This window comes from Schinkia azotoformans, assembly GCF_035811335.1.
Classification (GTDB): Bacteria; Bacillota; Bacilli; order Bacillales; family Bacillaceae_J; genus Schinkia; species Schinkia azotoformans.
On record NZ_JARSMD010000033.1, the window covers coordinates 30,824 to 54,782 of the forward strand.

Below are 23,959 nucleotides of genomic sequence, written 5' to 3' on the forward strand. Positions count from 1 at the left end.
GCTATCCTGTTTCCCTCTTTACTTTCAAATTTTTAATGGTAGTCTATATTCATAATATATGTAGTAGTAATCGGAAGATTGGTGGGAATAGCAGTAATGGAAGTTGATCCAAAAGAGCAATTAGATCTAGCAAAAGAACGTGTTATCGACACAATTGCCCATAATATGAATTTATACGGAATAACGGATTCAGTCGGGAGATTATTTGGACTTTTATTTTTCAGTAATAGTCCAATGACATTAGATGAAATGAAGGATGAGCTTGGGATGAGCAAAACAAGCATGAGCACATCAGTCAGAAATTTAATGGATTTAAAAATGGTGGATAAAGTCTGGAAAAAAGGTGTGCGGAAGGACCTTTATCAAGCAGAAGAAGACTGGTATCAGACGTTTATCGATCTATTTACAATAAAGTGGCGGCCAGCCATCTCTATGAATGTCTCGTCAATTGAAAAATCAATGAAGGAGCTTAAAATCTTGGTGAAACGGGAGGATATCGATGCCGATATTCGAGAAGAAGCCCAGCAATTAATCGAAAAGCTTTATTCCTGTTTGGCCTATTACCGCTGGCTTAGTAAGCTTGTGGATAGCTTCGAATCACATGAAATATTTGAATTTATTCCTCGATATGACGAAAAGCAATAATAGCAGAACACCATATAAAGCACTTTCGCCAGCTACAGCGAAGGTGCTTTTTTAGGTAATTGGATTGTAAATATCGTCCCTTCTTGCGTACTTTCTTTCAATAGCAAATCCCCGCCAAGCGCTTTGGCCATCATTTTACTAAATGCCAACCCTAACCCTAAGCCGCGGACTTTATGCTTTTTATTATTTCCTCGAAAAAATCTTTCGAAAATGAATGGCTGCTCTTCTTCTGGTATGCCCGTTCCATTGTCTTTTACGTCAATACCTATAAACTGATCCATTTCATAAACGCTGACTTCAATCGAACAATTCTCCGAACATGCTTGCTTCGCATTATTTAAAAGGTTCATGATGATTTGCTGTAATCTGAGCGGGTCTGTGGAAATCATAATAACCCCAGTTGGAAATATCGTTTTTAGTTCAATCGTTTCCTCCTGAACAAGCTTCCACTGATGTAAAATTTCCTGTAAGCAATTTCCCAGATTAATGGTCTCACTTGAAATTCTAACCTTACCTGCTGCAAATGTATTAAAATCAAGCAAATCTTCAACCATCTTTTGAAGTCTTGCAACCTCTTTTTGACTAATATTCAAAAACTCTTTTGCATCATCGCCCGTTACAACATCATCCTTTACAGCCTGAATTAACCCACTTATCGCTGTAACTGGTGTTTTTAATTCATGAGTTACTCCTGCTAATAGCTCTGTTCGTAAGGATTCGAGCTGCTGTAAACGGGTCGCCATTTCTTTAAAGGAATGTAATAGTTCATACATTTCCTTCTCTTTTACCTTTGGGTCGAGTTTTATATCATAATTTCCATCGACAATTTGCCCGGCGGAATGGGCGACATTGCTTATCGGTTTTAACAGCTTTTTTAATAAAAAGTAAATAACAGCCCAGCCCAATATCGCCAAACTGCTAAGCATGATAAACAGTAGCTTTAATTCTTCCGGGCTGCGCTTAATCTCGTTTTCTTGTAACAGGATCAAAACCCAGCCAATATGTTCGTTGCTTTTTATAATTTCTTTTTTCACCAGATAATAGTCTTCGCCTCTGGGTATTGAAATCTTTTGTACATTTTTGTTATTGGAATGGGAGATGATTTCATTAAAATTAAACATGGAAAAAAGTTTATCTTTCATCCCATAGACAATGTTCCCATTTTCATCAGCAACATAAATGAGCGGTCTTCCCTCTAATTTCAAAAAGCGGAAGCGATCATCAATGACCCTTTGTAAATATAGATTAGGCAGAACAAGCCCGTCCCATTCTGTAATCCGTCCGGCAATTTCCTCTGCTGTCATCTCTAATATATCCAAGCGTTTCTCTGTCGCAGTATGCCTGATCCAAAGCATAGTAAGAACACCTATAATAATCAAACCGATGCATAATGTTAGAAAATAGCGTGTAGTCCAATAGCGAATAAGAGAAGGCCGTTCATCATTTTTCTTTAACACTGAATTGATACCCCAATCCTCTTAAAGTTTTTATTTCACCTTCTGTTTCCGGCCAATTAGATACCATCTTTCTTATCCTTTTTATCGCCAAATCCACAGCCCGGTCGCTGCCTTCAAAATCAATCCCCCAGACATATTCTATTAACTGCTCTCTTGTAAAAGTTTGATTCGGGTGCTTTGCCAAAAATAGAAATAGCGATAAATCACGAGGCGGGAAGGTTAACTCAATCCCATTTAAAAAGACAGCGTGGGCTTGAAAGTCTATCTTTAAACTGCCGTAATAAACAATCTGATCATTTTCGATTATCTGGGTAGAACGGCGCAATACAGCAGTCACTCTGGCAACGACTTCTTCGCCTATAAATGGTTTTGATAGGTAATCATCCGCCCCTTGATTAAAGCCATTCAACTTATTATCAATATCCCCAAGTGCAGTCAGCATGATGACAGGACAAGAGCTTCTACCCCGAATATATTGTAATACACTCCAGCCATTCAGGTCTGGAAGCATAACATCTAATAAAACTAGCAACGGTTTTTCATCTTCAAATATTTCTATTGCTTCCTTTCCACTAAAAGCCTGTAGAACTTTATAACCATTTTTCTCAAGATAGGCTTTTAAAACAATGGAAATAGCAAGTTCATCTTCAACAACTAAAATCGTTTTCATTAGACTCCCTCATTTACTATTAAGCTACGTCAATCATAACATTTTAGTATGTCAAGTAAATGTCAAAAAAGAGGCAACCTAACCGGCCGCCCCTTTAGTAGCTAAATTATTTTGTTTTGTATCCGAAGTTGATCATATTGGTCCAGGCATACTTCCGTATCAAATAAGATCCGCTTCGCGAAAGCATGATAAATATCAAGACCATTGTCTAATTGACTGCATAATTTATAAACTCCATCCAAATAGACGTTCACCCCTGCTAAAAACCACTCAGGGTTGAGACCAATTCGAAAATGGGTACTTCCTATTTTTTGAACAAACATTATATATAAATAATCAATATTTCTTGAAAACAAATGATTAAAATAGATGATTTGCGATTTTGTTAAACGGTCAAACGTTGAAAATTCAAGAACAATATTGGAAAGAGAATCATTTTTTAAAACTCTTGAATAAAAATCTATAACAACCTCGTTAGCATATTTTTCAAAAAAAGCTTTTTGGTTATGTAGAAGCTCTAAATGCTCATCTTTTAATCCAATGTAATTAATAATATCGTTCCATTTTGAATCAACTTGTATAGACACTTAAAGACACATCCTCAAAAAACTGAACTATTTTCATTATAGCTAAGGTTTCTTGGGATTTAAACTAATATTTAAAGATGTAATACATTTTACTATAATTATATATTTTACTATACTCATAGTAAAAATTATCTCGTTATTTTTTTGAATTAAATAATTCCTCAATATTTGCTATTACTTTTTCATCAGGTTTGAAATAAATATCATCTACATAACTTGGATAAAATTCATAAACCATTTTTTTGCCTTCATATAATTTTACCCAATATGTCCAGCCAGTCCTTTTTTCTTGGTTGATATCGGGTGTAAAATAGGCATTTTCCATGTTTTTAATAAAATTTGAAACTTGCTCAGGGTCTTCAAACGTCTTCTCTTCCCCTGTTTCACCACTTTTAATTGTGATTTTGTCCACGCCCGCAAAATCCTGTTCCGCCAAATCCATTAAAGTATATGGTTTAAGTTCAATTTCCCTTGGTGCCTCTTCTGATGAGCAGGCACTCATTACAAAGAATACGAAAAATAAAGGCACTAAAAACATTCCTTTGATAAAATTAATAATGCTAAAACTGAATCTTTTCTCCATCCCTTCACATCCTTTACTGCCGTTATTAAGTTTTTATATGCATCTATTAATTTACTACTGATTTCTATTTAAAGCAAAATGTAAAAAGTAAAAAAGATTGTCTTAAGAATAAAGACAACCTCCGTAAATCTTAGCTCAACGCAAAATTATTTTGATCGATTGTATTAGCCTGTTTGCATTCTTCCATTATTTTATCAATAATTTGCTTTACAGATAAGATTTCATTTATTTCGCCAACCCTAGCACCAGCAAACACTAGGCCAGTTTCAACATCACCTTTTATAGAACGTTTTAATGAATCCAACGTACAGAACTGGTAAGAACAATTCTTTAAACAATCATAGCAATGGTCGATCTTAACCTTGCCTCCATCTCGAATCATATCAAGGAACTTATTTTTAATCGCTCTACCCTGCAATCCTACTGTTGTTTTGACTAACTCTAAATCCTCAGCCACAGCATCTACGTACTTTTGTTTAAATGACATTGGGGCATCACACTCTACACTTGCAACAAACCGAGTTCCCATTTGTACACCAGCAGCGCCCATTTTCAGCGCTTTTGCTACATCAGCACCTGTCATTATGCCGCCAGCCGCCAGCACTGGAATGTTAACTGCTTCTACAACCTCTGGTAAAATTTCAAACAACGGTCGATCTGTGCCAAGATGTCCACCTGCTTCATGGCCTTCTACTACAACAGCTGCCGCTCCCAATTTTTCAGAAAGCCTTGCCACCTTTGCCGATGAGACAATGGAAATAACTGGAATATTATACTCTCTTCCCCATGCATACATATCCCTTGATATGCCTGCACCCGAAATAATAAAATCTACTTTTTCTTCCATGGCTGCTTTCATTTTTTCCGCAAAATCATTCATAGCAAACAAAACGTTAACTCCAATATAGCCTTTCCCATTTGTAAGCGCTCTGGCTTTTCGGATATGATACTTCATTTCCTCTAACGTAATGCCTGTACCGGAAATAATACCGACCCCACCTGCATTGGCTACAGCTGAAGCTAATCCACTAAGAGAAATCCCGATTCCCATTCCTCCTTGAAAAATCGGAACACTAGGTTTGATATGTGCAATTTGTAAATTTGGAATTCCCAAATTAATACCCCATTTCAAAAAAATGATATAGACACTATCAGGGTATCAGAGCATTCCACGTTTTAATATAAACAAATGTCATGTTTTCAAAACTTTATTTGATTTCCCTAAAATAAAAAGGTGTCATAACGTTATGACACCTTTTTTTGAACTAAATTTGAAATTCTGGATCACCTGAAGATTGTTGCTGCTGTTGTTGAGTTTGCAGCTGCGATTGTACCTGACTGATTAATGTTTGTGCTTGTGCTATCTCGTTAGATGCTTGCTTTAATGCCTCAGCGCATAGGACTGTATTAGCCGCAGATTGTTCAATCGCTTGGGTAATGGAATCCTTCGCAAGGGATGAGACTGCTTCCGCTTGTTTTAACTTATTAACATCTACTTGTGCCATTTGTTTTTCCTCCTAAATGTGTATTCAGTACACATATAGAGTGCTTCATAAAAAATGTTTTATCCCTTGTTTTTAATGAATAGATTTCTTTTTAAATCTTCCGCCGCGCACTTCGGCAATATCCGATACTGCTAAAAAGGCAGAAGGATCCACTTCTTCCACTATTGACTTTAACTTTGCTTCTTCAAGACGAGAGATGACACAAAAAATAACCTTTTTATCATCACCTGTATAGGCTCCTTCACCTTTAAGATACGTGACTCCACGGCCTAAACGCGCCATTAAAGCCTCCCCTATATCTTGATCTTTATCACTTATAATCCAAACAGATTTAGACTGATCCAGACCTTCGATTACGATATCAATTGTTTTAAATGCAATAAAATAGGCTAAAATGGAGTACATAGCGCGATCCCATCCAAAAACAAAGCCACCACAGCTAAAGATAAATAGGTTAAAAAACATGACTACTTCCCCAACAGAAAATGGAAGCTTTTTATTAATGATGATCGCAAGTATTTCAGTACCATCAAGAGAGCCACCGTAGCGAATAACGAGACCCACCCCAGCACCAAGAGCTATTCCACCAAAAACCGTTGCAAGCAAAATGTCTTCGGTGAATGCTGGTACTGGGTGAAAAAAAGCCGTTGAAATGGACATAATGGCAATACCATATAAAGTGGAAATAGCGAAGGTCTTCCCTATTTGCTTATAACCGACAAAGAAGAAAGGTACGTTTAAGAGGAATAAAAACACCCCTAATTTAGCGCCCAGCAAGTATGATAAAATAATCGAAATACCAGTAATGCCCCCATCCATAATTTGATTGGGAACAAGAAAAATTTCGAGTCCAACTGCCATTAAAACTGCACCAAAAGTTAAGAAGAAAGCCCGTTTTACCACTTTGCTTTTTGTTAATTTCTGATGCTGCATCATGCGATTTTTTATTTCTTCAGTTGAAGATACTTCAGGCGATAACGATACCTCATGTGTATGATTGTATTGATTTTTTAATAAACCCTTTTCCATCAATCCACCCCTTTTTAATAATTATATCACGACTTTTTGATCATCTAAAAAATAAAAATAGGCGGGATTTCTTTTTTTTCGAATGAATGTGATTCCCCGCCTACTTCTTGTTAATGTTTATCATCGTGCATAAAAACATTATTCCAAATCACTTGGTTCCTTCCACTTTTCTTGGCGCTGTGCATGGCTTGTTCAACCGCTTTGAGAAAATGGAATGGATCTTCCCAAACAAACGGAATTTTGGTTCCAACTCCAAAGCTTGTAGTAACAAAGCTTGATGTAGTTGAACCTTCATGAGGAATTTGCAAGGTTTCAACTCCTTGACGAATCATTTCAGCAACCTGCAAAGCACCATTCATATTGGTCTCGGGCAGGATGATGATAAACTTTCCACCTTCATACCTCGCAAGAAAATCTTCAGGTCTGTTTAGCATTGCCTTAACTTTTTGTGCCATTTTTATCAAGAGCTTATCCCCTTCTTCAAAACCATAAAGTTCATTGAAAAGCGCTAAATGATCTAAATCAAATATAATTAAAGAAATTGGTTCTTGTTTTCGAACTGCATTTTTCCATTTGCGATCAAAAACATCTTTGAAATACCTGAAATTCGGAAGCATCGTTAAGGAGTCAATGAAGACCAGTTGTTCAATCTTTTCATTCATTTCATTTTTCATTTGATTCACTATGAGCTCACCCCTCTATTAGACTATTATCTAGACTACTACCTACTATATATTATATTACATATTTTTCTATTTAAGTTTAAAAAATGTATGAACATGTAACCTTTCTTAACTTTCAACGACAAATCATTATGAAGGAGGAGAATAGAAATGAAAAAATTAAACACACTAACAATCGCAGCACTAGTTTCTGGACCTTTTCTATTTCAAGCACCAGTATCTGCACAAAGTATTGCACCAGTGAACTTACCAGTAATGCCGATTGCAGAAAATGTCCAACAGCAGGATGTATCAAACTTCATGAAAGTTTCTGGAGTAATTTCTAAGGTAATCAAAGATGATGCCAACTTACCTAAATTAATTGTTGAAGATAAGGAAAAAACAACGGAAACCCATTTAAATATTACAGACGAAGCTCTTATATTTAATAGTAGTACTACGGAACAACTAAAAAGAGATTCCCTAAAGGAAGGTCTTCTTATTGATGCTTATTATGATAAGCATAAGCCGATGCTCATGATTTATCCACCAAGAATCACGCCAGAAATCGTCATTGTAAACGATGAAGAAAAAACAGGAAATGTGAAAGTCGGATTATTTGATGAGAATTTAGTAAGTTTGGATAATGATCTTAAACTTAATATTGGCGAAAAAACAGTAATCTTAAATGAAAAAGGCAAAAATATAAGTGCTGAAGAACTAAAAGGGAAGGAACTAATTGTTTTTTACACCGTTTCTACAAAAAGCATTCCTGCACAAACAACACCAACTAAAATTATTGCATTAGATATAGCCCAAAAACATATGTTGGAGGAAGCGCAATTTGCAATTGGCGATGACTACTATATGGAAAAAGGGGAAAAGATGATTCCAATTCGAAAAGTGGCGGAGCACTTCGGCTACAAAGTTGAATGGCAAAATAAATCAGCAACGATCGAAATTCGTCAGCAGAATCGTTCATTTTTAATTTCAATTGGAAAAGAACAATATAGTTATAATAAAAGCCTACGCTATTTTAAAGTAGTTCCAGAGATTAAGAATGGCAAAGCGTATGTACCTGAAGAAATTCTTGATATTTTAGGTGCGAACTAAAGAACAAAAGAGAGTAACTATCTGCAAAGATAATTACTCTTTTTTTAACACTTCCTTTAAATCGTCCTGAACAGATTGTTCCGCAAGTTCTACATTGGCACGATAGGCAGAACGCAGAATGACATGTGCTGCTACAGGTGCCGTAAGAAAGACAAAAAAGATCCCTAAAAACAAGCGAATACTGAAATAACCTTCCTCCCAAAGAAAATAGAGAAATGTCCCGACAAGTGCAAAAAGTACGCCAAGGGTTGCACTTTTTGAGGCTGCATGAGCACGAGTATAAACATCAGGAAGCCGAATTAACCCAACAGCACTTAAAAAACTAAAAACCGTTCCAATTAAAATTAACAATACGGGCAGAAATTCACTCGGAATGCTTCCGTTCAATGACAACACCCCTTTCAATATACCTAGCAAAAGCAATCGTTCCAATAAAAGACAAGATTCCAATCAAGAGGATAAATTCGAAGAATCCTGTATTCCCTAGAAGAACAGAAAAAATGGCGACTCCAGAGATGATATTGATTCCTAAAGCATCAAGGGCTTGGATGCGATCAGGGGCTGACGGTCCCTTCACTAGCCGATAAATAATCGCGAAAATAGAAAATGTGAGAAAAAATAACGAGCATATAAGCATTCCTTTGATCATGGACGTGTCACCTTCTTTATCGCTGCTTCAAATCTAGTTGTCGAGCGAATAACGGCATCACTCGACTCAGGAATATCCATTGCATGAATATAGAATTTCTTATTATCAGGAGAGACCTCTACAACGACAGAACCTGGTGTCAATGTTAAGAGAAGAGCAAGTAGAATAACTTCTAAATCTCCCTCCAATTCTGTTTTTAATGTAAATATGCCCGGGGTCACATTAATCCTCGGTCTTATTACCTGCCGAACAACAGTAATACTGGATATAAACAATTCATAAAAAAATAAAACAACCAGTTGCATAATGGCAAATAAAGTGATCGGATAAAACTTCGTGGGAAAATATCTACGTAGAATAAATAAGACTAATAGTCCGAATAAATAGCCACTAAAAAAAGTTAGCAAGCCCCAGTTATCCTGTAGAAACATCCATAACACACCGATAAATAAATTGATTAAAACCTGCATGGACATATGCAACCACCCCTTTCCACCAATAAAGAATCTGCCGAATAAAGTTGAACTATGTTTTTGGATCTACTCCTAGTACAGCCTCAACGTATAGGCTTGGATTCATAAGCACATCAACAGCTAAGTCCACATATTCATGAATGCCTTCCGCTCCTAAACCAAGCAGAATCGTTAACGCAGTGAGAATACCCATCGGCAATAAAAGCCCTTTCGTTGTTCCTTTTTCCTCTTCAATAGTGATTTCCGTGTATCCCCAAAATACATTCATAAATATTTTCATTAAAGAATACAGCACAAATAGACTCGTAAGAAGACCAATTCCCCCTAGCCAATAATAGCTAGCGTGAAAAGTCCCTTCTGTAATAAATATCTTTCCGAGAAATCCGCTTAACGGGGGAATTCCTGAAAGAGCCAAAGCCGCTATAAAAAACATCCATCCTAATGTTGGGTGCAAGCGAATGAGACCGCTCATTTCCTTTAGCTTGCTTATTCCTGTTAAGTGAATGATTGTCCCTCCCAACAGAAAGATGAGCGCTTTACCAATCATATCGTGGATAAAATAATAAAGTGTTCCTGTCAGTCCCTGGGTCGTAAAAGAAGCAACCCCTGCTAAAAGAAAGCCAACACCAACGATAACGTTATAAGCTAAAATTCTCCTTACATCCCCATAAGCAACAGCCCCTATTGCACCTAACAACATTGTGACTGCCGCTAGAATACCGATTAATAAATGGGTTGTCTCAGGCTGATGATAAAAGACGAGGGTAAAAATTCTTACAATAGCATAGATCCCCACTTTTGTTAGAAGGGATGCGAAAATGGCCGAGATAGCAGTTGGTGGTGCGCTATACGAACTAGGAAGCCAAAAAAATAGAAATAATCCAGCCTTTAAGCTAAAAACAATTAAGAACAAAATCGCTACGGTAGTGACCAAACCCTCCTGTCCAGTCTCCGCAACACGAACGGATAGATGAGCAAAGTTCAACGTTCCGTATATCGCATAAAGATAAGCGATTGCGATGAGAAAAAGGAACGATGACAGGATATTCACTAAGATATATTTAATGGAGGCTTTAAGCTGTCTCTTCATCCCCCCAATAGAAATTAATACATAGGAGGAAACGAGCATGACCTCAAAGCACACAAATAGATTAAAGATATCACCTGTGATAAAGGACCCGTTTACACCAGCAATTAAGAATAAAAAGAGGGGATAAAAATAGAAGAATTCTCTCTCTCTCCCAATAGAATGAAAGGCATATAGCACACAACAGAACGCAACAATACTCGTGATAAGTAGTAGAAGAGCAGAAAACATATCGAGCACCATGCTTACACCGAACGGAGCCTCCCAGCCACCGAGCTGAAGGGTTTGAATACCCTTTGTTTTGATTTCATTCACCAAATAAAGAGATACAACTATAAGTCCAACAATCGAAAAAATACTTAGAAACCGCTGCAAACGAATATATTTTCTAAGTATCACAAGCAATAGCCCAGTTATTACTGGAATAATAACAGGTAAGATTACCAAATTACTCATCGTCGATCCCTCTCAGTTTTTCAGTATCATCCACGCCTAACACCTGGTAGGAACGGTAGCTAAGCACTAGAAACAGAGCTGTTGTCGCAAAATTAATTACAATTGCCGTTAATATTAGAGCCTGCGGCAATGAATCTGCATAAGTTAAATCCTTAGTCCACAACAGAGGTGGGCCTCCTTTTTTCAATCCCCCCATTGTGATGATAAGAATATTGACAGCATGACCGATAATGGATGTACCTAGAATAATCCTTAAAAGATTCTTCGTTAATATTAAATACGTTCCAATGGCTACTAACACACCAACAAAAATAGACATTAACGTCTCCATTATCGATCATCTCCTATACTCATAATGATCATAAGAGAAGTGCCGATCACCGCTAGGGCGACTCCAACATCAAATAACACCGCTGTAGCAAGCTCAGTTTTTCCGAAAATGGGAAGCTCAAAATAACCGAACGACTGCGATAAAAATGGTGCATCTAAGAGCATCCCACCTACACCCGTCAAAACAGCAATTAATACTCCTATAGCTGCGAGAACTTTAAAATCTACTGGTATATTTTTATGAACGGACTCTATATCAAAGGTAAGAAATAGTAAGATAATCCCCGATGAAAATGCGAGCCCACCGATAAATCCCCCGCCGGGATAATGATGTCCTGAGATGAATAGATTGATAGCAAAGGTAAAAATAATTACAACCACGACCTTCGTTACACCTCGGATAATCACATCATTTGGCTTCCTCATTCTTATCCCTCCCCCTCCCTGATAATCTCAGTTTAATTAAGATATAGACTCCTAATCCTGCGATGGTTAAGACGAGGATTTCGAGCATTGTATCAATTCCACGAAAATCAACAAGAATGGCATTGACAACATTTTTTGCACCTGCAAGTACATACGCATCCTCATAATAACTTGAAATGGAAGGAAACAGACGAGTTCCATTAGCTGACAAGGACACAATTGTGACAACTATACCAACCACAATCGAAATGAATGCATTACTAACCTTAAAGCGAAGATGACTCATTTCCTTCTTGAATTGCGGCAAATGATAAAAGCACAGTAAAAACAAAACCGTTGTTACAGTCTCAACAACTAGTTGAGTAAGAGCCAAATCTGGAGCACGGAACAAAACAAAGAAAAATGACACGAAGAACCCTAATGCTCCGACTGAAATAACAGCTGTCATTCTTGATTTAGAGAGAAGAACTGTTAAGGCTGAGATCACCATTGCAATAACCAAACTTACCTCATAAATATTTACTGGTGCATCCATTGATGGAGTGTAGACAAATCCATCAAACAACCATAAGCTTCCACCCACCATCACAACGATGAAGACGAAAATATAAACAAGATAATCACGAATATATCCAGTCATATAACGATCGGTAATCCTTCTTGAGAATAACTCCATTATTTTCAAAGCATTGTCATATAAACGATTAAGCGTAGCAGCCTCCGGATAGATAAGATACACGCGGTACCATTTCCTAAGTGTTAGATACAGGATTGTACCTACAACAATGACACCGATTGTCATCCATAGTTCCGTATTTAAACCATGCCAGGCACTGATTTCAATTTGAAGCTTTCCTTTTTCCGCAAGTTCCGGCAAAACTCCTGACCATGCCGGTTGCAAAAGATAAGCGGAAAGAACATTAGGGAACATGAAAATTAGAATAACCAACAAACCTAAAATAAGTGGAGGTATTAACATACCCATTGGTGCTTCATGAATTGGTTTTTCAACTTTAGAAACCTTATTTTTTCCTTTAAAGGTCTTAAAAATAAGAATCATACAATAGACAAATGTAAAGGCGCTTGCAATCCATGCAAGTACTGGAATCAGTGTTCCGATGAAATTATTGTGAACAAAGTCCATCTTTACAACATTGATTACTGCTGCAAAAAACATTTCCTTACTAAGGAAACCATTAAATGGTGGCAATCCAGCCATCGCAAAGCCTCCAACGATGGTCAAAGTAAATGATATCGGCATAAAATGCATTAATCCACCAAGCCTACGAATATCACGTGTTCCAGTTTCATGGTCAATAATCCCAACAACCATAAATAAGCAGCCTTTAAATGTTGAGTGATTGACTAGGTGAAAAATCGCTGCAAAAACAGCAATGGCATAAACGGTAGCTTCATCACCTAAGCCATAGTACAAGGCCGCTGAACCTAAGCCAAGGAGACTCATAATCAATCCTAGCTGGCTAATTGTTGAATAGGCGAGCAATGCTTTCAAGTCGGTTTGCCGTACTGCATTAATCGAACCGTACAATAATGTAACAAGTCCCACTCCAGTTACAAGCCAGAACCACTCATCAGATCCACCAAAAACAGGTGTCAACCGGGCAACTAAATAAATTCCCGCCTTCACCATTGTTGCAGAATGAAGATAGGCACTAATCGGGGTAGGTGCTTCCATTGCATCCGGCAACCAAATACTGAACGGAAACTGTGCTGACTTCGTGAATGCTCCTAGTAGAATCAAAATCATAGCAGGGATAAACAAATCATGAGAATAAAAAGATGTGACATGGATGCTGCTTACCATTTCACGAATACTGCAAGTGTCAGCTATCATGGAAAGCATGATGAGCCCGGCAAGCATGGCTAATCCACCAAAAATTGTAATTAACATGGATTTCTGAGCCCCATACCGTGATTTATCTCGTTCATACCAATAAGCAATCAATAAGAATGAAGAAATGCTAGTCATTTCCCAAAATACATATAGAACAAATATATTATCTGAGAATACTAGTCCCATCATCGCACCCATGAATAAAAGCAAATACACGTAGAAATTATGCAAAGTTTCACGGTGCTTAGACAAATAATAAATGGAATAAAGGACAACAAGAGTACCGATACCGGCAACTAATAGTCCAAATAATAAACTTAATCCATCCATATGGATCGTGAAATCAATATGATAGGAAGGTATCCAAGGCATTGACGCAAAAATGGTATTACCATTGGAAACCTTGGGAATAAAGGTGACTAAATAGAGCAAGAGTATAAGTGGAATAAAAAGAACAAACCAACCCGTATGGAGTTGTGAATTAAATCTTTTATATAAAAACGGAATAAACACTACAAATAAAAATGGTAGCAAAATCATCAAATGCAATAACTGCATTAAATTCCCCCCTTTACTTTTTTATAGATTCCTATATCCGTTGACTGCTGATGATGCATAGGGTATAGTCATACATAAACCAATCTCAAAAGCGGAAGTCTTAGTTACAATCATTTGTCCATTTCTTACCGAGGTGAATAAATATGAAGAAAAAAGACCGGATGGACGAAAGTATTCTCGTCTGTGTTTATTATGGTCCTAATGGTGAGCGTCTCATTCAACGGGGCTGTAAAATAGCCCGAATGCTCAATTGTCCTTTGTACATCCTAACAGTTGATCCTTCACCGTTCGATGAATTGGATGCGGAAAAATCTAACTATATTACAAAATGGCAACAACTTGCTAAGGAGCACAATGCTCAAGCATTTATTCTGAAGGATAATGAAAAAAGACCCGTGTATAAAGTGATTGCTGAGGTTGCCAGAGAAAAGAATATTACGCAACTTATTATTGGTCAGACAGCCCAAAGCCGTTGGGAACAGATCGCAAAAGGGTCTATCATCAACTCACTGCTTAAAGAGATTCCCTTTGTCGACCTTCATATCATTTCCGTAGCCCGTTATTTAAAGAATCCGGATAGACAATTTGATAAAGGTGTACGTGCCTATTTAATTAAGGAAGAGAAAAATTACCGTCTCGTCTTTAAGCATACAGAGGATGTCAAATTTGAAGGGATCTTCTTTAAGGAAATTGGCACAGATTTTAATAATGGGATTTTTAAGTTTATGAAAGATAAAGAAACCTTACAAGTACAAGTAAATGATGATATTATAACGGATTTGTCAAATGTTGAAATGAAAACAGACTCAGACTCTCTCGACGACTTTCTATAACCCCCTCCCGCCTCATACGGAGGGGGTTTTAGATTTGTATTCTTATAAATTTACATCGACTTTAATATGTCGTCGGATATCCTCTTTATCTATTCCAATATAATGTAATGTCTCAGATGATGAATGATGATTATAAATATCCCTCAAGATGGAAATCGCAATTCCCTTTCGATAAGCATGATAACCAAATGTTTTTCTAAGTGTGTGCATGCCAATTTTCCCTAATATTCCAACATCTTTTGCTGCTTTATTGATAATTCTATAGGCCTGTTGCCTCGTAATAGGCTGTTCATTCTTTTTCGACTTAAATAGAAAGTCACTATCCTTTAACTCATAAATAACAAAGTAGCTTATAAGTTCTTGTTGTACTTTGGAATTTAAATAGTATGCCCTCATCTCATCTCGAGTTTCATCTTTTAAATAGAGAAATTCCTTAATTTTGTCACCTTCACGAACATGTTCAACCCTTAACGAAAGTAAATCGTGCACTCTAATGCCTGTATTAATGCCTAAAACAAATAATAAGAGATCTCGCTGAGATTGTTTCTTTAATAGATCTTTAATCGCATTTATTTTCTCAATATCCTTAATTGGCTCAACGAACTCCACACGATTTCCTCCTACTAATGTTACATAAAATAATGTTATCATTTATTTTGTAACATAACAATAAAAAAGCTTTAACTAATATAAAAAAAATCAGCTGCTAAATAGCATTAGCAACTGACTTTCCCATTATTACAAGTCTCTTTCTCTTACTCTATCCTTTTCTTTTGTTGCAGCCTTCATCATACTTTCAGATTCCTTTGTTGTAATTAACGTTCTCGTTGGTAATGCCACTTGTACACCCTCAGATTCAAGGATTGCCATAATTTTAAAATTGATATCCTGCTTCACTTGTAAATACTCTGCCCAGACTGTTGTTTTTGTAAAGAAATAGAGAAAAATATCTAAACTGTTAACATTGTAATTATCAAAAGTAACAAAAATCGTATCAGGATGAACGTCAGAATGTTTTTTCAGCATTTCTTCTATTTTATTTATTGTATTTTCTAGCTTTTCCTTCGGCGTCTCAAAAGTGACACCTAATTGGAAGGTAATTCTCCGCTTCCCCATCTTACTCCAGTTCGTGATGGCCTCATTGGCTAACGTTGCATTAGGCACGGTAACTAAAGCCTGCGCGAACGTTCTGATCTTCGTGCTTCGAAACGTAATATCCTCAACAGTTCCTTCAACAGTTGGTGTCATAATCCAATCGCCGATTGAAAATGGCTTTTCTGTGATAATAATAAGACCACCAAACAAGTTTCCGAGTGCATCCTTGGCCGCGAGTGCAACAGCAACCCCGCCGATCCCTAACCCTGCCACTAAACTATTGATATTATAGTTGAATTCTTGGAGAATGATGCTAAGACTAATTGCAACTATAATAAACCGTATCGTTTTCGATAAAAAAGGAATTAAGATTTCATCAATATCAACATTGAGTTTTTTATTGATCTTCATGATCGCGATGGAGCTGGCAGAGGCCACATTATACAAACCCCATGTAATCATCAGAATAATAAGGGATTTCATAATATGCACAAATATTGGATTTCTTGGGTCAATATAAGGAAAAAAGCTGGCTGCAACATTAAAACCGATAATCACGAACAGCCACCCAATCGGTTTCTCAAAAGAAAGCCAAATATGCGAAAAGAGATCTGTCGGAGTCTTATGTGCCAGTTTTAAAATGAGATGAAAAATATATTTGGTGAAAACCTTTCTTAAGATCAGAAATAGTAGAAATATCCCTACTGAGATTGATACTTCATATAAGAATTCGTATGTCATGATTGATTCCCACAAAAATAAGCGCCCCTTTTATTTTGTATCTTTAATTCGACTTTATTAGTCTATCATACCTTCCCTACTATCATTCAACAAATTTGATCCTGATCATCAATGATATAAGGAATCTTTTTAGGGGCATTTTGGATTAGCTGCATGAATTGTTGTGGCATATCAATATCTTTAAATCCATATTGGGCATAAAGCTTATGGGCATCGTATGTAACAAGCAGCATCCTGCGCACCGTTTGAAGTTCCGGATGAGTAGTGATGATACCCATCAACCACTTTGATAAGCCGATGCCACGAAACTCGGGAACGACAAAGACATCACAAAGATAGGCAAACGTTGCCTTGTCCGTAATAACTCGCGCAAAACCTACCTGTTCAATCGTCCCATCCATATTCTCTTTATAAATTCCGAAGCAAAGCAAAGAATTTTCAATTGATTTCTCAACGATTTCCCGAGGACGATCCTTCGCCCAATAAGACTCATGCCCAAGGAAATTATAAATTACATTGATATCCAATAAATTTTTATCTGTTGAAATTAAAAAATCATTTTGCCTCCACTCCGTCATCCAGCATCCCGCTCCTCCAAATTTGATAAAAAAAAATGGCCTTTATTAAAGCCATTTTACCATAAATTATTCAACTATTTTGACATTTATTGAATTATTAAATAAAGGCAAGATAAAGCTCATGCCAACAATAAACAAGATAGCGGCCGCTTCAAACATAATAACCAATGAAAATTGTTCTTTTAATATCCCTGCCATACTCATTGTTATAACCATTGACCCTGTAAAGAGTGGACTTAGGATTCCATTTACTCTTCCGATAAATGCCGCTTCCGTACTTTGGATGATCCATGTATTGATACCAATATGAATACATGGCATCATGAAGCCGATAAAAAACTCAACAGCCAACGTTAGCCACAAATTTGTTGAAAGACCTACAATTGCGATGCCAATGGCATTTGATAGCATTCCAAAGGTTAACAACCTTTGAGGTGCAACGTTTTTCGCGAACATCATAATGACCGCGCCCCCAAGGATCATACCAATGCCGTTAGACATTAAAAGCCATTGCAGATTTTCCTTCGGCAATCCAAGTCTTTCTGTGATTAGAAAAATCCCAAGCGGTTGAATAAAACCGAGTCCAAGCCCGGCACCCATAAAGCATAGTCCAAGTAAACTTAAATCTCTCTTTTGCAACACATACTTTATACCACTTTTCATTTCCTCCCATAAAGTCGTGTCACCATTATTTTCTTCCAGTTTACGATCTTTTGGAAGGAAACCTAGGGCAACAGCAGAAAGAAGAAAGGCAATTCCAGTGATCGCAATTGATACATTAATACCAAACGATTCAAATACAAATGTTCCGACAATTGGTCCCAATACCATAAATACGGCAAAGATCGTTTGATAAAACGACATCCCCTGCTGCATTTGTTCCATTGGCAAATGCATTTTAAACAACTTCAAGCCTGAGGGCTGCGAAAATTGTGATAGGATTGCAGAAATTAATGTTGCAAAAAACACGATCTGCCAAGTCCCAAATACTAGAGTGATTAGTACCGCAAATATCGATAACGCACTTAAAACATCACACCATACCATCGTCCTTTTCGGACTCCAGCGATCGGCAAATGTTCCGCCGATAAAGGAAAAAATAAATATCGGGGCAAATTCAGCAACAGAGATCATCGAAACTGCAAACGAATCCCCATTCGTTTTTTCCATTACAAAAAGCAATACAGCAAAGTTTCGAACCCATATACCGATTTGTAAAAATAAACCTGAAATGATTATTGCTTGAAATACACGGTTTTGAAATAAACCCGACGATTTAGCCTGAACTCCGTCCAAATAAAAAACCTCCTGTTATAATTCTGGACAGGAGGCAGTACAATACAACATCAAAAATTCATTTATCCCTACAACAAAAGGGACACAATGACCAATGGTTTGTATCAACAATGTACATACTAATCCTATCCAGAAAATCGCTCGTATCTTTAAAGTTGCTCTTTACGAATTTTTTCTTAAAATAGGATTAAAAGATCATTGTTCCAAGGTCACCCTTCCTTTTTTGCTAATCAAATAGTAATTGATTTTCCAATAAAACACAAGGAGTTTTAAAGTATTTCCATTAATCAAATATTTATTTAACCCTTTTACTGAACAATCGTTATCTTTCCATTCTTATTCCCTTTACTATTTTGGGGTTGGCCGAAAACAATACTGCGGTCACATATCGCATCTACATCATTTTTGTCATGTGTAACAATAATGCACGTCATATTTGCCTTTTTTAGAATTGTCCGTAGATCCTCACGAATGGATTCCTTTAAATCCGCATCTAAATTACTGAACGGCTCATCCATTAGCAGCAAATTAGGTTTCGGGGCCAGTGCACGTGCGAGTGCGATCCGTTGCTGTTGACCTCCACTTAATTCATGTGGGTATCGTGACTCAAATTGCTCCATTTTCACCAGCTCCAGCATTTCCTTCACTCGCTCTTTTCTGTCCTTTCTTGGAAGCCGGTTTAGACCGAAAAGAATATTGTCTCTAACATTCATATGTGGAAACAAAGCGTAATCCTGAAATACCATCCCTACGCCTCGATCTTCAGGTTGAAGAAATAACCCTTCATCAAGCACTAGCGTCCCAGCAATTTTTATCATTCCTATTTGGGCCATCTCCAAACCTGATATTAAGCGAAGCAACGTACTTTTGCCGCTGCCGCTTTGCCCTAAAATACCGACAATTTCACCTTTTCCCATCGAAAATGAAAAGTTTTTAATGACTGGTTCAGCTGCTTGTGAAAACGAAAATGTTAGATTTTTAATTTCTAAAATAGTCATTGTTTCACCTTCTTCCTATCTATTATTTGAAAGACAATTACAGACAATACACTAATCCCAATAATCATTAACGACGTAATCGAGGCTTCATAAATTTGTTCATCATTCGCATATTGGTATGTTTTGGTAGCTAATGTATCAAAATTAAAAGGTCTTAATAACAATACCAATGGTAACTCTTTTGTAATTTCAACAAACGTTAGAATAAAACCACTAGCAAGAGCACCCTTTATTAAAGGAAGGTCCACTTTAAAGAAAGTCTTTGTAATTCCGTTTCCTAGTATCCTTGATGCTTCCGTATATTTAGTCCCTACTTTTTCAAAACCAACCTCAATCGCATTAAATCCAGTGGCCATAAAGCGAATTGCATAACCAACAATTAACATTCCGAGCGACATGCTTAATATTAAAGGTGCATTCCCTAACCCCATTTGTGAATATAGCGGCGCTAACCATTTATCCAATGTAATAAAGACCGCTAGAACACCAATGGCAACGATGGCGCCCGGGATTGAGTAGCCTGATGTTACAATTTTTGAGAGAATAAATGAAAACGGCGTATGTTTTCTCGAAACATTCGCAACAATAACTGCAAAAATAAGTATTAAGAACGTTGAAATAATAGCCACATATACTGTTTGATAAAGCAGTGTAATAAACGAGTCATCCCATACTTTAGCAAAGGTTAGTTTCGCCCATGAAATTAATTGAATAAATGGAATGAAAAATCCAATTAGAAATACTCCAAAACAATACATGAAAGCTCCAAAGGCAGAAAAGCCTTTAAGTTTCATCGGCGTTAACGGCCGTGATTTATTATTTACATTATAACGGCGACGTTGTCTTAGAAGTCTTTCTAAAAAGAACAAACCTACGATGATCACCATTAACCAAGCAGCCAGTCTCATCGCTGTTTGCACATCGTACATCGCAAACCACGTTTGAAAAATAGCGGTTGTGATTGTATGAATGCCAAAATAGCTTGTTAGTCCATAGTCACTCAAGACTTCATAGATTACTAGTACAATCCCACCGACAATAGCCGGTCGCGAAAGGGGCAGTACTACCTTAAAAAAGATGGTTACTGGCTTTCTACCGAGCACCCGAGCATTTTCAATATAAGATGAACTTTGATTTTCCAAAAAAGATTTTGTAATGATGTAAACATACGGAAATAGAAAAAACGCGAAAATGAAAACCGCACCTCTTAGTGATGATATCGATAACAGTTCCGCATCAATTTGATAATCAAACTTATTTCGCAATGTTGTTTGCACGACCCCAGTATAGCCGAGCATAGCCTTGTAGGTATAGGCTGCAATATAAGGAGGTATAGCCAGCGGCAGCATTAAGCCCCATTTAAAAAAGTTTTTTAATGGAAAATCATAGGCAGCAACAATCCATGCCAATGTTACACCTAAAAATGCTGATACGATTCCGGTAAAGATGACGAGGGTGAAAGTATTAAGGATATAATTTTTGAGTAAATATTCCTTCATGTGGAACCAATTTTCATTCGGCTCTTGGAATAAAGTAAAAAACACAAAAAGGATGGGCAGCAGAATAACTGCCGCACCCACCATACTAATAATCCACCAACCATTCAGTTCCTTTTGAACAAATCGCTTTACAGCCTCAGTTTTCATCTTATTTCCAACCAACTTTATTAAAGATTTCTATTGCCTTCTTATTATGCTCTCCTAAAGTATCGAAGTTAAGTTCCTGCATTTTGAATTCTCCCCAAGACTCTAGCAACTCTGGTTTTTTGGCATTTGGATTAACCGGGAATTCATAGTTATTTGCTGATAAAAATTCTTGTGCTTCAACACTCGTGATATATTCGATTAGCTTAATAGCATTGTCTTTGTTTTTGCTGTACTTTGTTAAACCAATTCCGCTGATATTAACGTGAGTACCATTTGTTTCTTGGTTCGGGAAGAACACACCAATGTTATCCGCCACTTTTACTTCTTCAGGATCTTCCGAATTCGCTAATAGCCCAACATAATATGTGTTCATGATCGCTACATCACCAGTACCTGCTGCAATTGCTTTTGCTTGGTCACGGTCACCGCCATCCGGCTGACGAGCAAAGTTTTTCACAATACCACTTGCCCACTCTTCAGCTTTCTCTTCTCCGTTTAATTCAATAAAAGATGCAAGCAGTGATTGATTATACATGCTTGTTGAAGAACGAACTAATACTTTTCCAGCCCATTTATCCGTTGCTAGATCTTCATATGTAGACAAGTCTTCTGGTTTCACACGGTCCTTTGCATAGGCAATAATACGTGCTCTTGTTGCCATACCGATCCAATTATTATCAGTATCACGGAAATGCTCTGGTACATTTTCATTAATTACATCTGAGTTAACCGGTTGAAGAATACCATTTTGTTTTGCATTGGCAAGGACTCCACCATCAACTGTAATGAATAGGTCTGCTTGTGAGCTCTCTCCTTCTCTTTTGATGCGCTCAATAAGCTCGGCTTCTTTCCCTTTTACTACATTCACTTTAATTCCTGTTTCATCAGTGAATTTCTTAAAAATCTCATCATCAACTTCATAATGTCTTGCAGTATATACGTTTACTTCCCCGGACTCTGTTGTTTTTGGTGCTGTATCCAAACCAGCTTCAGTTTTGGGTTGTTCTGCATTATTTGTGCCACAACCTACAAGTCCGATCGTAAGGAGCGCACTTGCAAGGAGAGGTTTCATAAATTTTCTTATTTGCATGATTCTTTACCACCTTCTGATTTTTTAAATGATAATGATAACCGTTATCATTAAGCTCCTCTTCATTGTACTTAGATTCAATGGTTACGTCAATACAATAAAGTAATATTTTTACTACTTTTTTATAAATAAAAAAGGACACACATACTTGAATACTATGTGCGTCCTTTTCCATTAAGTTATAAGATATATGATAATCGACAATCATCGAACTAAAGATCAACTTTTTTCAATTTATGTAATCGTTGTTGTTTTTCCTGTTCTTTTCGTTTCAAACCTAATCGAACCATATAATTTACTAGTAACCCTATACCAAACAACCAAATACCCAAGCCAATTCCCAGTGCGAAACTGATATGTTCGTAGGTGATCACAAAAACAGTCATCGTCCAGGCCACTATAGCGGAACAGAACACATGGAAATATTCCCTAAAATAGTAGAACTCGTGGTAGTGCTTTGGATATTTAGGGAAATTAATAATTTGGGCTTTCATTTTAATTCTCTCCTTATTAGTTTGTGAAGCATTTCACTTTCTAATTATATTATACTATCTTTCAATAAGGAGAGAGCATGTATTTCGTAACTTATCATGTCATATTTGTGAAATCAGTATTTCCACCTATAATGGCCTGTTATTGGTGTCTTAAATGATGATAGTTTTACTTCAGCAGCAAAAGGAAATATGTTATGAATAAAATATGGTGTCCCATCTTTCGCACGCTTGTCAGAGACAATGCCTACATGATGAAAGCTGCCTTCCATAAAGATAACAATATCGCCCGCCTGCCACTCTTTTAAATTATCAATATTCCGGGGAATTAACTCCGTCGTTAATGCTTCAGCATATCGCTCAAAAAATACATATTGATTGGGCACTCGTCTGAAATCAATGTTGGGATCCGGCTTCCCAGCTACACGTGGATATAGGTCCGTGTTGGCCGCAATGTCTTCATCAATAAGCTTTTTAAATGTAATCCCGGCACCATTTAATCCCCGCCAAATCACATCCGTACATACACCTTCGGCATCGGGTGGATAACCGCCGTCATAATACGCACTTTTGTAGGTAGTTCGCTCATCCACACCTTTTCTAGCTTCATCCACAATATCAATTGGATCCGCGATTCCGTTTTGATTTCTATCAACGGTAGAATAATCTTCTGGAACATCGACAGCTTTAATAAACGGCATATTTATTTCAAAACCTAGATGTTCAAGGATAATGCCACCTCGAAAGAGCAAAGCAAAAAGGAACAGACAAGCACCAATAAGAATGCCTACACGAATGAATTTGTTAAACTTAAACCTTATTCTCATTCTATTCACCTTTATTTTTTGGCTCTTTTTCCGCCAACAATTGATCCAGCTTTTCCTCGATTCTATCTAAACGGTTATTTCTTTTTCTCCGTGCCGCTCTAAATATAAAAATAATTGCCAACGGAATACCCAACAATATTAAAAATGACATCAACTGAAAGATTATGTCTCCCACATTCATACCCGGTCCTGCCTCCAATAAAAGGAATTGCAACATGATCACTCTTTCTTTTACTTTTCCACCATTTTACCATTTTCCTTCCTTTTATTCAGCATTCC

The 23,959-nt window shown here is 37.0% G+C and carries 28 protein-coding genes; 3 read left to right on the forward strand and 25 right to left on the reverse strand.

The window, feature by feature from the left end; all coding sequences use genetic code 11:
* Positions 1–96: 96 nt before the first annotated feature.
* Complete coding sequence (locus tag P9E47_RS19135; RefSeq protein ID WP_003330349.1) at positions 97–645, forward strand: GbsR/MarR family transcriptional regulator; 549 nt, start codon at positions 97–99, stop codon at positions 643–645.
* A gap of 32 nt (positions 646–677) precedes the next feature.
* Here the strand turns inward: P9E47_RS19135 and P9E47_RS19140 are convergent, their stop codons facing one another.
* The 8 genes from P9E47_RS19140 to P9E47_RS19175 form a co-directional block, all read right to left on the reverse strand.
* Positions 678–2,102 carry a HAMP domain-containing sensor histidine kinase gene (locus tag P9E47_RS19140; protein WP_326164379.1) on the reverse strand — a complete coding sequence of 475 codons (1,425 nt, stop codon included), beginning with the start codon at positions 2,100–2,102 and terminating at the stop codon, positions 678–680.
* Entirely contained in the window at positions 2,086–2,772 is a 687-nt protein-coding gene (locus P9E47_RS19145; RefSeq protein ID WP_003330347.1) for a response regulator transcription factor, read from the reverse strand. Before P9E47_RS19145 ends, P9E47_RS19140 begins: the two co-directional genes overlap by 17 nt.
* 101 nt (positions 2,773–2,873) lie before the next feature.
* Complete coding sequence (locus tag P9E47_RS19150; protein ID WP_326164381.1) at positions 2,874–3,359, reverse strand: protoglobin domain-containing protein; 486 nt, start codon at positions 3,357–3,359, stop codon at positions 2,874–2,876.
* Between the two features lie 136 nt (positions 3,360–3,495).
* Positions 3,496–3,942 (reverse strand): hypothetical protein, encoded by a 447-nt coding sequence (locus tag P9E47_RS19155; RefSeq protein WP_326164383.1) that lies wholly within the window; start codon positions 3,940–3,942, stop codon positions 3,496–3,498.
* 130 nt (positions 3,943–4,072) lie between these two features.
* Positions 4,073–5,074, reverse strand: coding sequence for an NAD(P)H-dependent flavin oxidoreductase (locus P9E47_RS19160; RefSeq protein WP_326164384.1), 1,002 nt, complete (start codon positions 5,072–5,074; stop codon positions 4,073–4,075).
* A gap of 133 nt (positions 5,075–5,207) precedes the next feature.
* On the reverse strand, positions 5,208–5,447 hold the full coding sequence (locus P9E47_RS19165) for a hypothetical protein (RefSeq protein ID WP_035195331.1): 240 nt from the start codon (positions 5,445–5,447) through the stop codon (positions 5,208–5,210).
* 72 nt (positions 5,448–5,519) lie between these two features.
* On the reverse strand, positions 5,520–6,383 hold the full coding sequence (locus P9E47_RS19170; RefSeq protein ID WP_039957050.1) for a YitT family protein: 864 nt from the start codon (positions 6,381–6,383) through the stop codon (positions 5,520–5,522).
* Positions 6,384–6,586: 203 nt separating this feature from the next.
* A complete protein-coding gene (locus P9E47_RS19175) occupies positions 6,587–7,150 on the reverse strand; it encodes a GGDEF domain-containing protein (RefSeq protein ID WP_152551236.1) in 564 nt (187 codons plus the stop codon).
* 159 nt (positions 7,151–7,309) lie between these two features.
* Here P9E47_RS19175 and P9E47_RS19180 point away from each other — a divergent pair, with 159 nt between their 5' ends.
* Complete coding sequence (locus P9E47_RS19180) at positions 7,310–8,251, forward strand: copper amine oxidase N-terminal domain-containing protein (RefSeq protein WP_326164386.1); 942 nt, start codon at positions 7,310–7,312, stop codon at positions 8,249–8,251.
* A gap of 33 nt (positions 8,252–8,284) precedes the next feature.
* Here the strand turns inward: P9E47_RS19180 and mnhG are convergent, their stop codons facing one another.
* The 7 genes from mnhG to P9E47_RS19215 are packed head-to-tail and all read right to left on the reverse strand — an operon-like array spanning position 8,285 to position 14,085.
* Complete coding sequence (mnhG, locus tag P9E47_RS19185) at positions 8,285–8,638, reverse strand: monovalent cation/H(+) antiporter subunit G (RefSeq protein WP_003330339.1); 354 nt, start codon at positions 8,636–8,638, stop codon at positions 8,285–8,287.
* Positions 8,616–8,900 (reverse strand): Na(+)/H(+) antiporter subunit F1, encoded by a 285-nt coding sequence (locus P9E47_RS19190; RefSeq protein ID WP_003330337.1) that lies wholly within the window; start codon positions 8,898–8,900, stop codon positions 8,616–8,618. The genes mnhG and P9E47_RS19190 overlap by 23 nt, the downstream gene beginning before the upstream one ends.
* A complete protein-coding gene (locus tag P9E47_RS19195; protein WP_039957028.1) occupies positions 8,897–9,376 on the reverse strand; it encodes a Na+/H+ antiporter subunit E in 480 nt (159 codons plus the stop codon). The genes P9E47_RS19190 and P9E47_RS19195 overlap by 4 nt, the downstream gene beginning before the upstream one ends.
* A 49-nt stretch (positions 9,377–9,425) precedes the next feature.
* Positions 9,426–10,916: a Na+/H+ antiporter subunit D gene (locus tag P9E47_RS19200; RefSeq protein WP_326164387.1), complete on the reverse strand. Its 1,491-nt coding sequence runs from the start codon at positions 10,914–10,916 to the stop codon at positions 9,426–9,428.
* Positions 10,909–11,247, reverse strand: a complete 339-nt coding sequence (locus P9E47_RS19205; protein WP_003330334.1) for a Na(+)/H(+) antiporter subunit C — start codon at positions 11,245–11,247, stop codon at positions 10,909–10,911. The genes P9E47_RS19200 and P9E47_RS19205 overlap by 8 nt, the downstream gene beginning before the upstream one ends.
* Entirely contained in the window at positions 11,247–11,672 is a 426-nt protein-coding gene (locus P9E47_RS19210; RefSeq protein ID WP_003330333.1) for a Na(+)/H(+) antiporter subunit B, read from the reverse strand. The genes P9E47_RS19205 and P9E47_RS19210 overlap by 1 nt, the downstream gene beginning before the upstream one ends.
* Positions 11,656–14,085, reverse strand: a complete 2,430-nt coding sequence (locus P9E47_RS19215) for a Na+/H+ antiporter subunit A (RefSeq protein ID WP_326164388.1) — start codon at positions 14,083–14,085, stop codon at positions 11,656–11,658. The genes P9E47_RS19210 and P9E47_RS19215 overlap by 17 nt, the downstream gene beginning before the upstream one ends.
* A gap of 143 nt (positions 14,086–14,228) precedes the next feature.
* Between P9E47_RS19215 and P9E47_RS19220 the strand changes: the two genes are divergently transcribed.
* Positions 14,229–14,918 (forward strand): universal stress protein, encoded by a 690-nt coding sequence (locus P9E47_RS19220; RefSeq protein ID WP_003330331.1) that lies wholly within the window; start codon positions 14,229–14,231, stop codon positions 14,916–14,918.
* A gap of 42 nt (positions 14,919–14,960) precedes the next feature.
* On the opposite strand, the gene P9E47_RS19225 is transcribed toward P9E47_RS19220, so the two are convergent.
* The 10 genes from P9E47_RS19225 to P9E47_RS19270 form a co-directional block, all read right to left on the reverse strand.
* Positions 14,961–15,527, reverse strand: a complete 567-nt coding sequence (locus P9E47_RS19225; RefSeq protein ID WP_003330330.1) for a tyrosine-type recombinase/integrase — start codon at positions 15,525–15,527, stop codon at positions 14,961–14,963.
* Between the two features lie 129 nt (positions 15,528–15,656).
* Positions 15,657–16,769 (reverse strand): mechanosensitive ion channel family protein, encoded by a 1,113-nt coding sequence (locus tag P9E47_RS19230; RefSeq protein WP_003330329.1) that lies wholly within the window; start codon positions 16,767–16,769, stop codon positions 15,657–15,659.
* Positions 16,770–16,840: 71 nt separating this feature from the next.
* A complete protein-coding gene (locus tag P9E47_RS19235) occupies positions 16,841–17,332 on the reverse strand; it encodes a GNAT family N-acetyltransferase (RefSeq protein ID WP_003330328.1) in 492 nt (163 codons plus the stop codon).
* A 66-nt stretch (positions 17,333–17,398) separates the two neighbouring features.
* Entirely contained in the window at positions 17,399–18,628 is a 1,230-nt protein-coding gene (locus P9E47_RS19240; RefSeq protein ID WP_003330327.1) for an MFS transporter, read from the reverse strand.
* A 308-nt stretch (positions 18,629–18,936) separates the two neighbouring features.
* The gene (locus tag P9E47_RS19245) at positions 18,937–19,626 is read right to left on the reverse strand and encodes an ABC transporter ATP-binding protein (RefSeq protein WP_326164389.1); all 690 of its coding nucleotides are present in this window, start codon (positions 19,624–19,626) and stop codon (positions 18,937–18,939) included.
* Positions 19,623–21,272, reverse strand: a complete 1,650-nt coding sequence (locus P9E47_RS19250; protein WP_039957027.1) for an ABC transporter permease — start codon at positions 21,270–21,272, stop codon at positions 19,623–19,625. Before P9E47_RS19250 ends, P9E47_RS19245 begins: the two co-directional genes overlap by 4 nt.
* A gap of 1 nt (position 21,273) precedes the next feature.
* Positions 21,274–22,362, reverse strand: coding sequence for a Fe(3+) ABC transporter substrate-binding protein (locus tag P9E47_RS19255; protein WP_326164390.1), 1,089 nt, complete (start codon positions 22,360–22,362; stop codon positions 21,274–21,276).
* Positions 22,363–22,574: 212 nt separating this feature from the next.
* Positions 22,575–22,856 (reverse strand): hypothetical protein, encoded by a 282-nt coding sequence (locus P9E47_RS19260; RefSeq protein ID WP_326164391.1) that lies wholly within the window; start codon positions 22,854–22,856, stop codon positions 22,575–22,577.
* Between the two features lie 113 nt (positions 22,857–22,969).
* Positions 22,970–23,680 carry a DUF1287 domain-containing protein gene (locus P9E47_RS19265; RefSeq protein ID WP_326164393.1) on the reverse strand — a complete coding sequence of 237 codons (711 nt, stop codon included), beginning with the start codon at positions 23,678–23,680 and terminating at the stop codon, positions 22,970–22,972.
* Between the two features lies 1 nt (position 23,681).
* Complete coding sequence (locus tag P9E47_RS19270; protein ID WP_326164394.1) at positions 23,682–23,861, reverse strand: DUF4083 family protein; 180 nt, start codon at positions 23,859–23,861, stop codon at positions 23,682–23,684.
* Positions 23,862–23,959 lie beyond the last annotated feature (98 nt).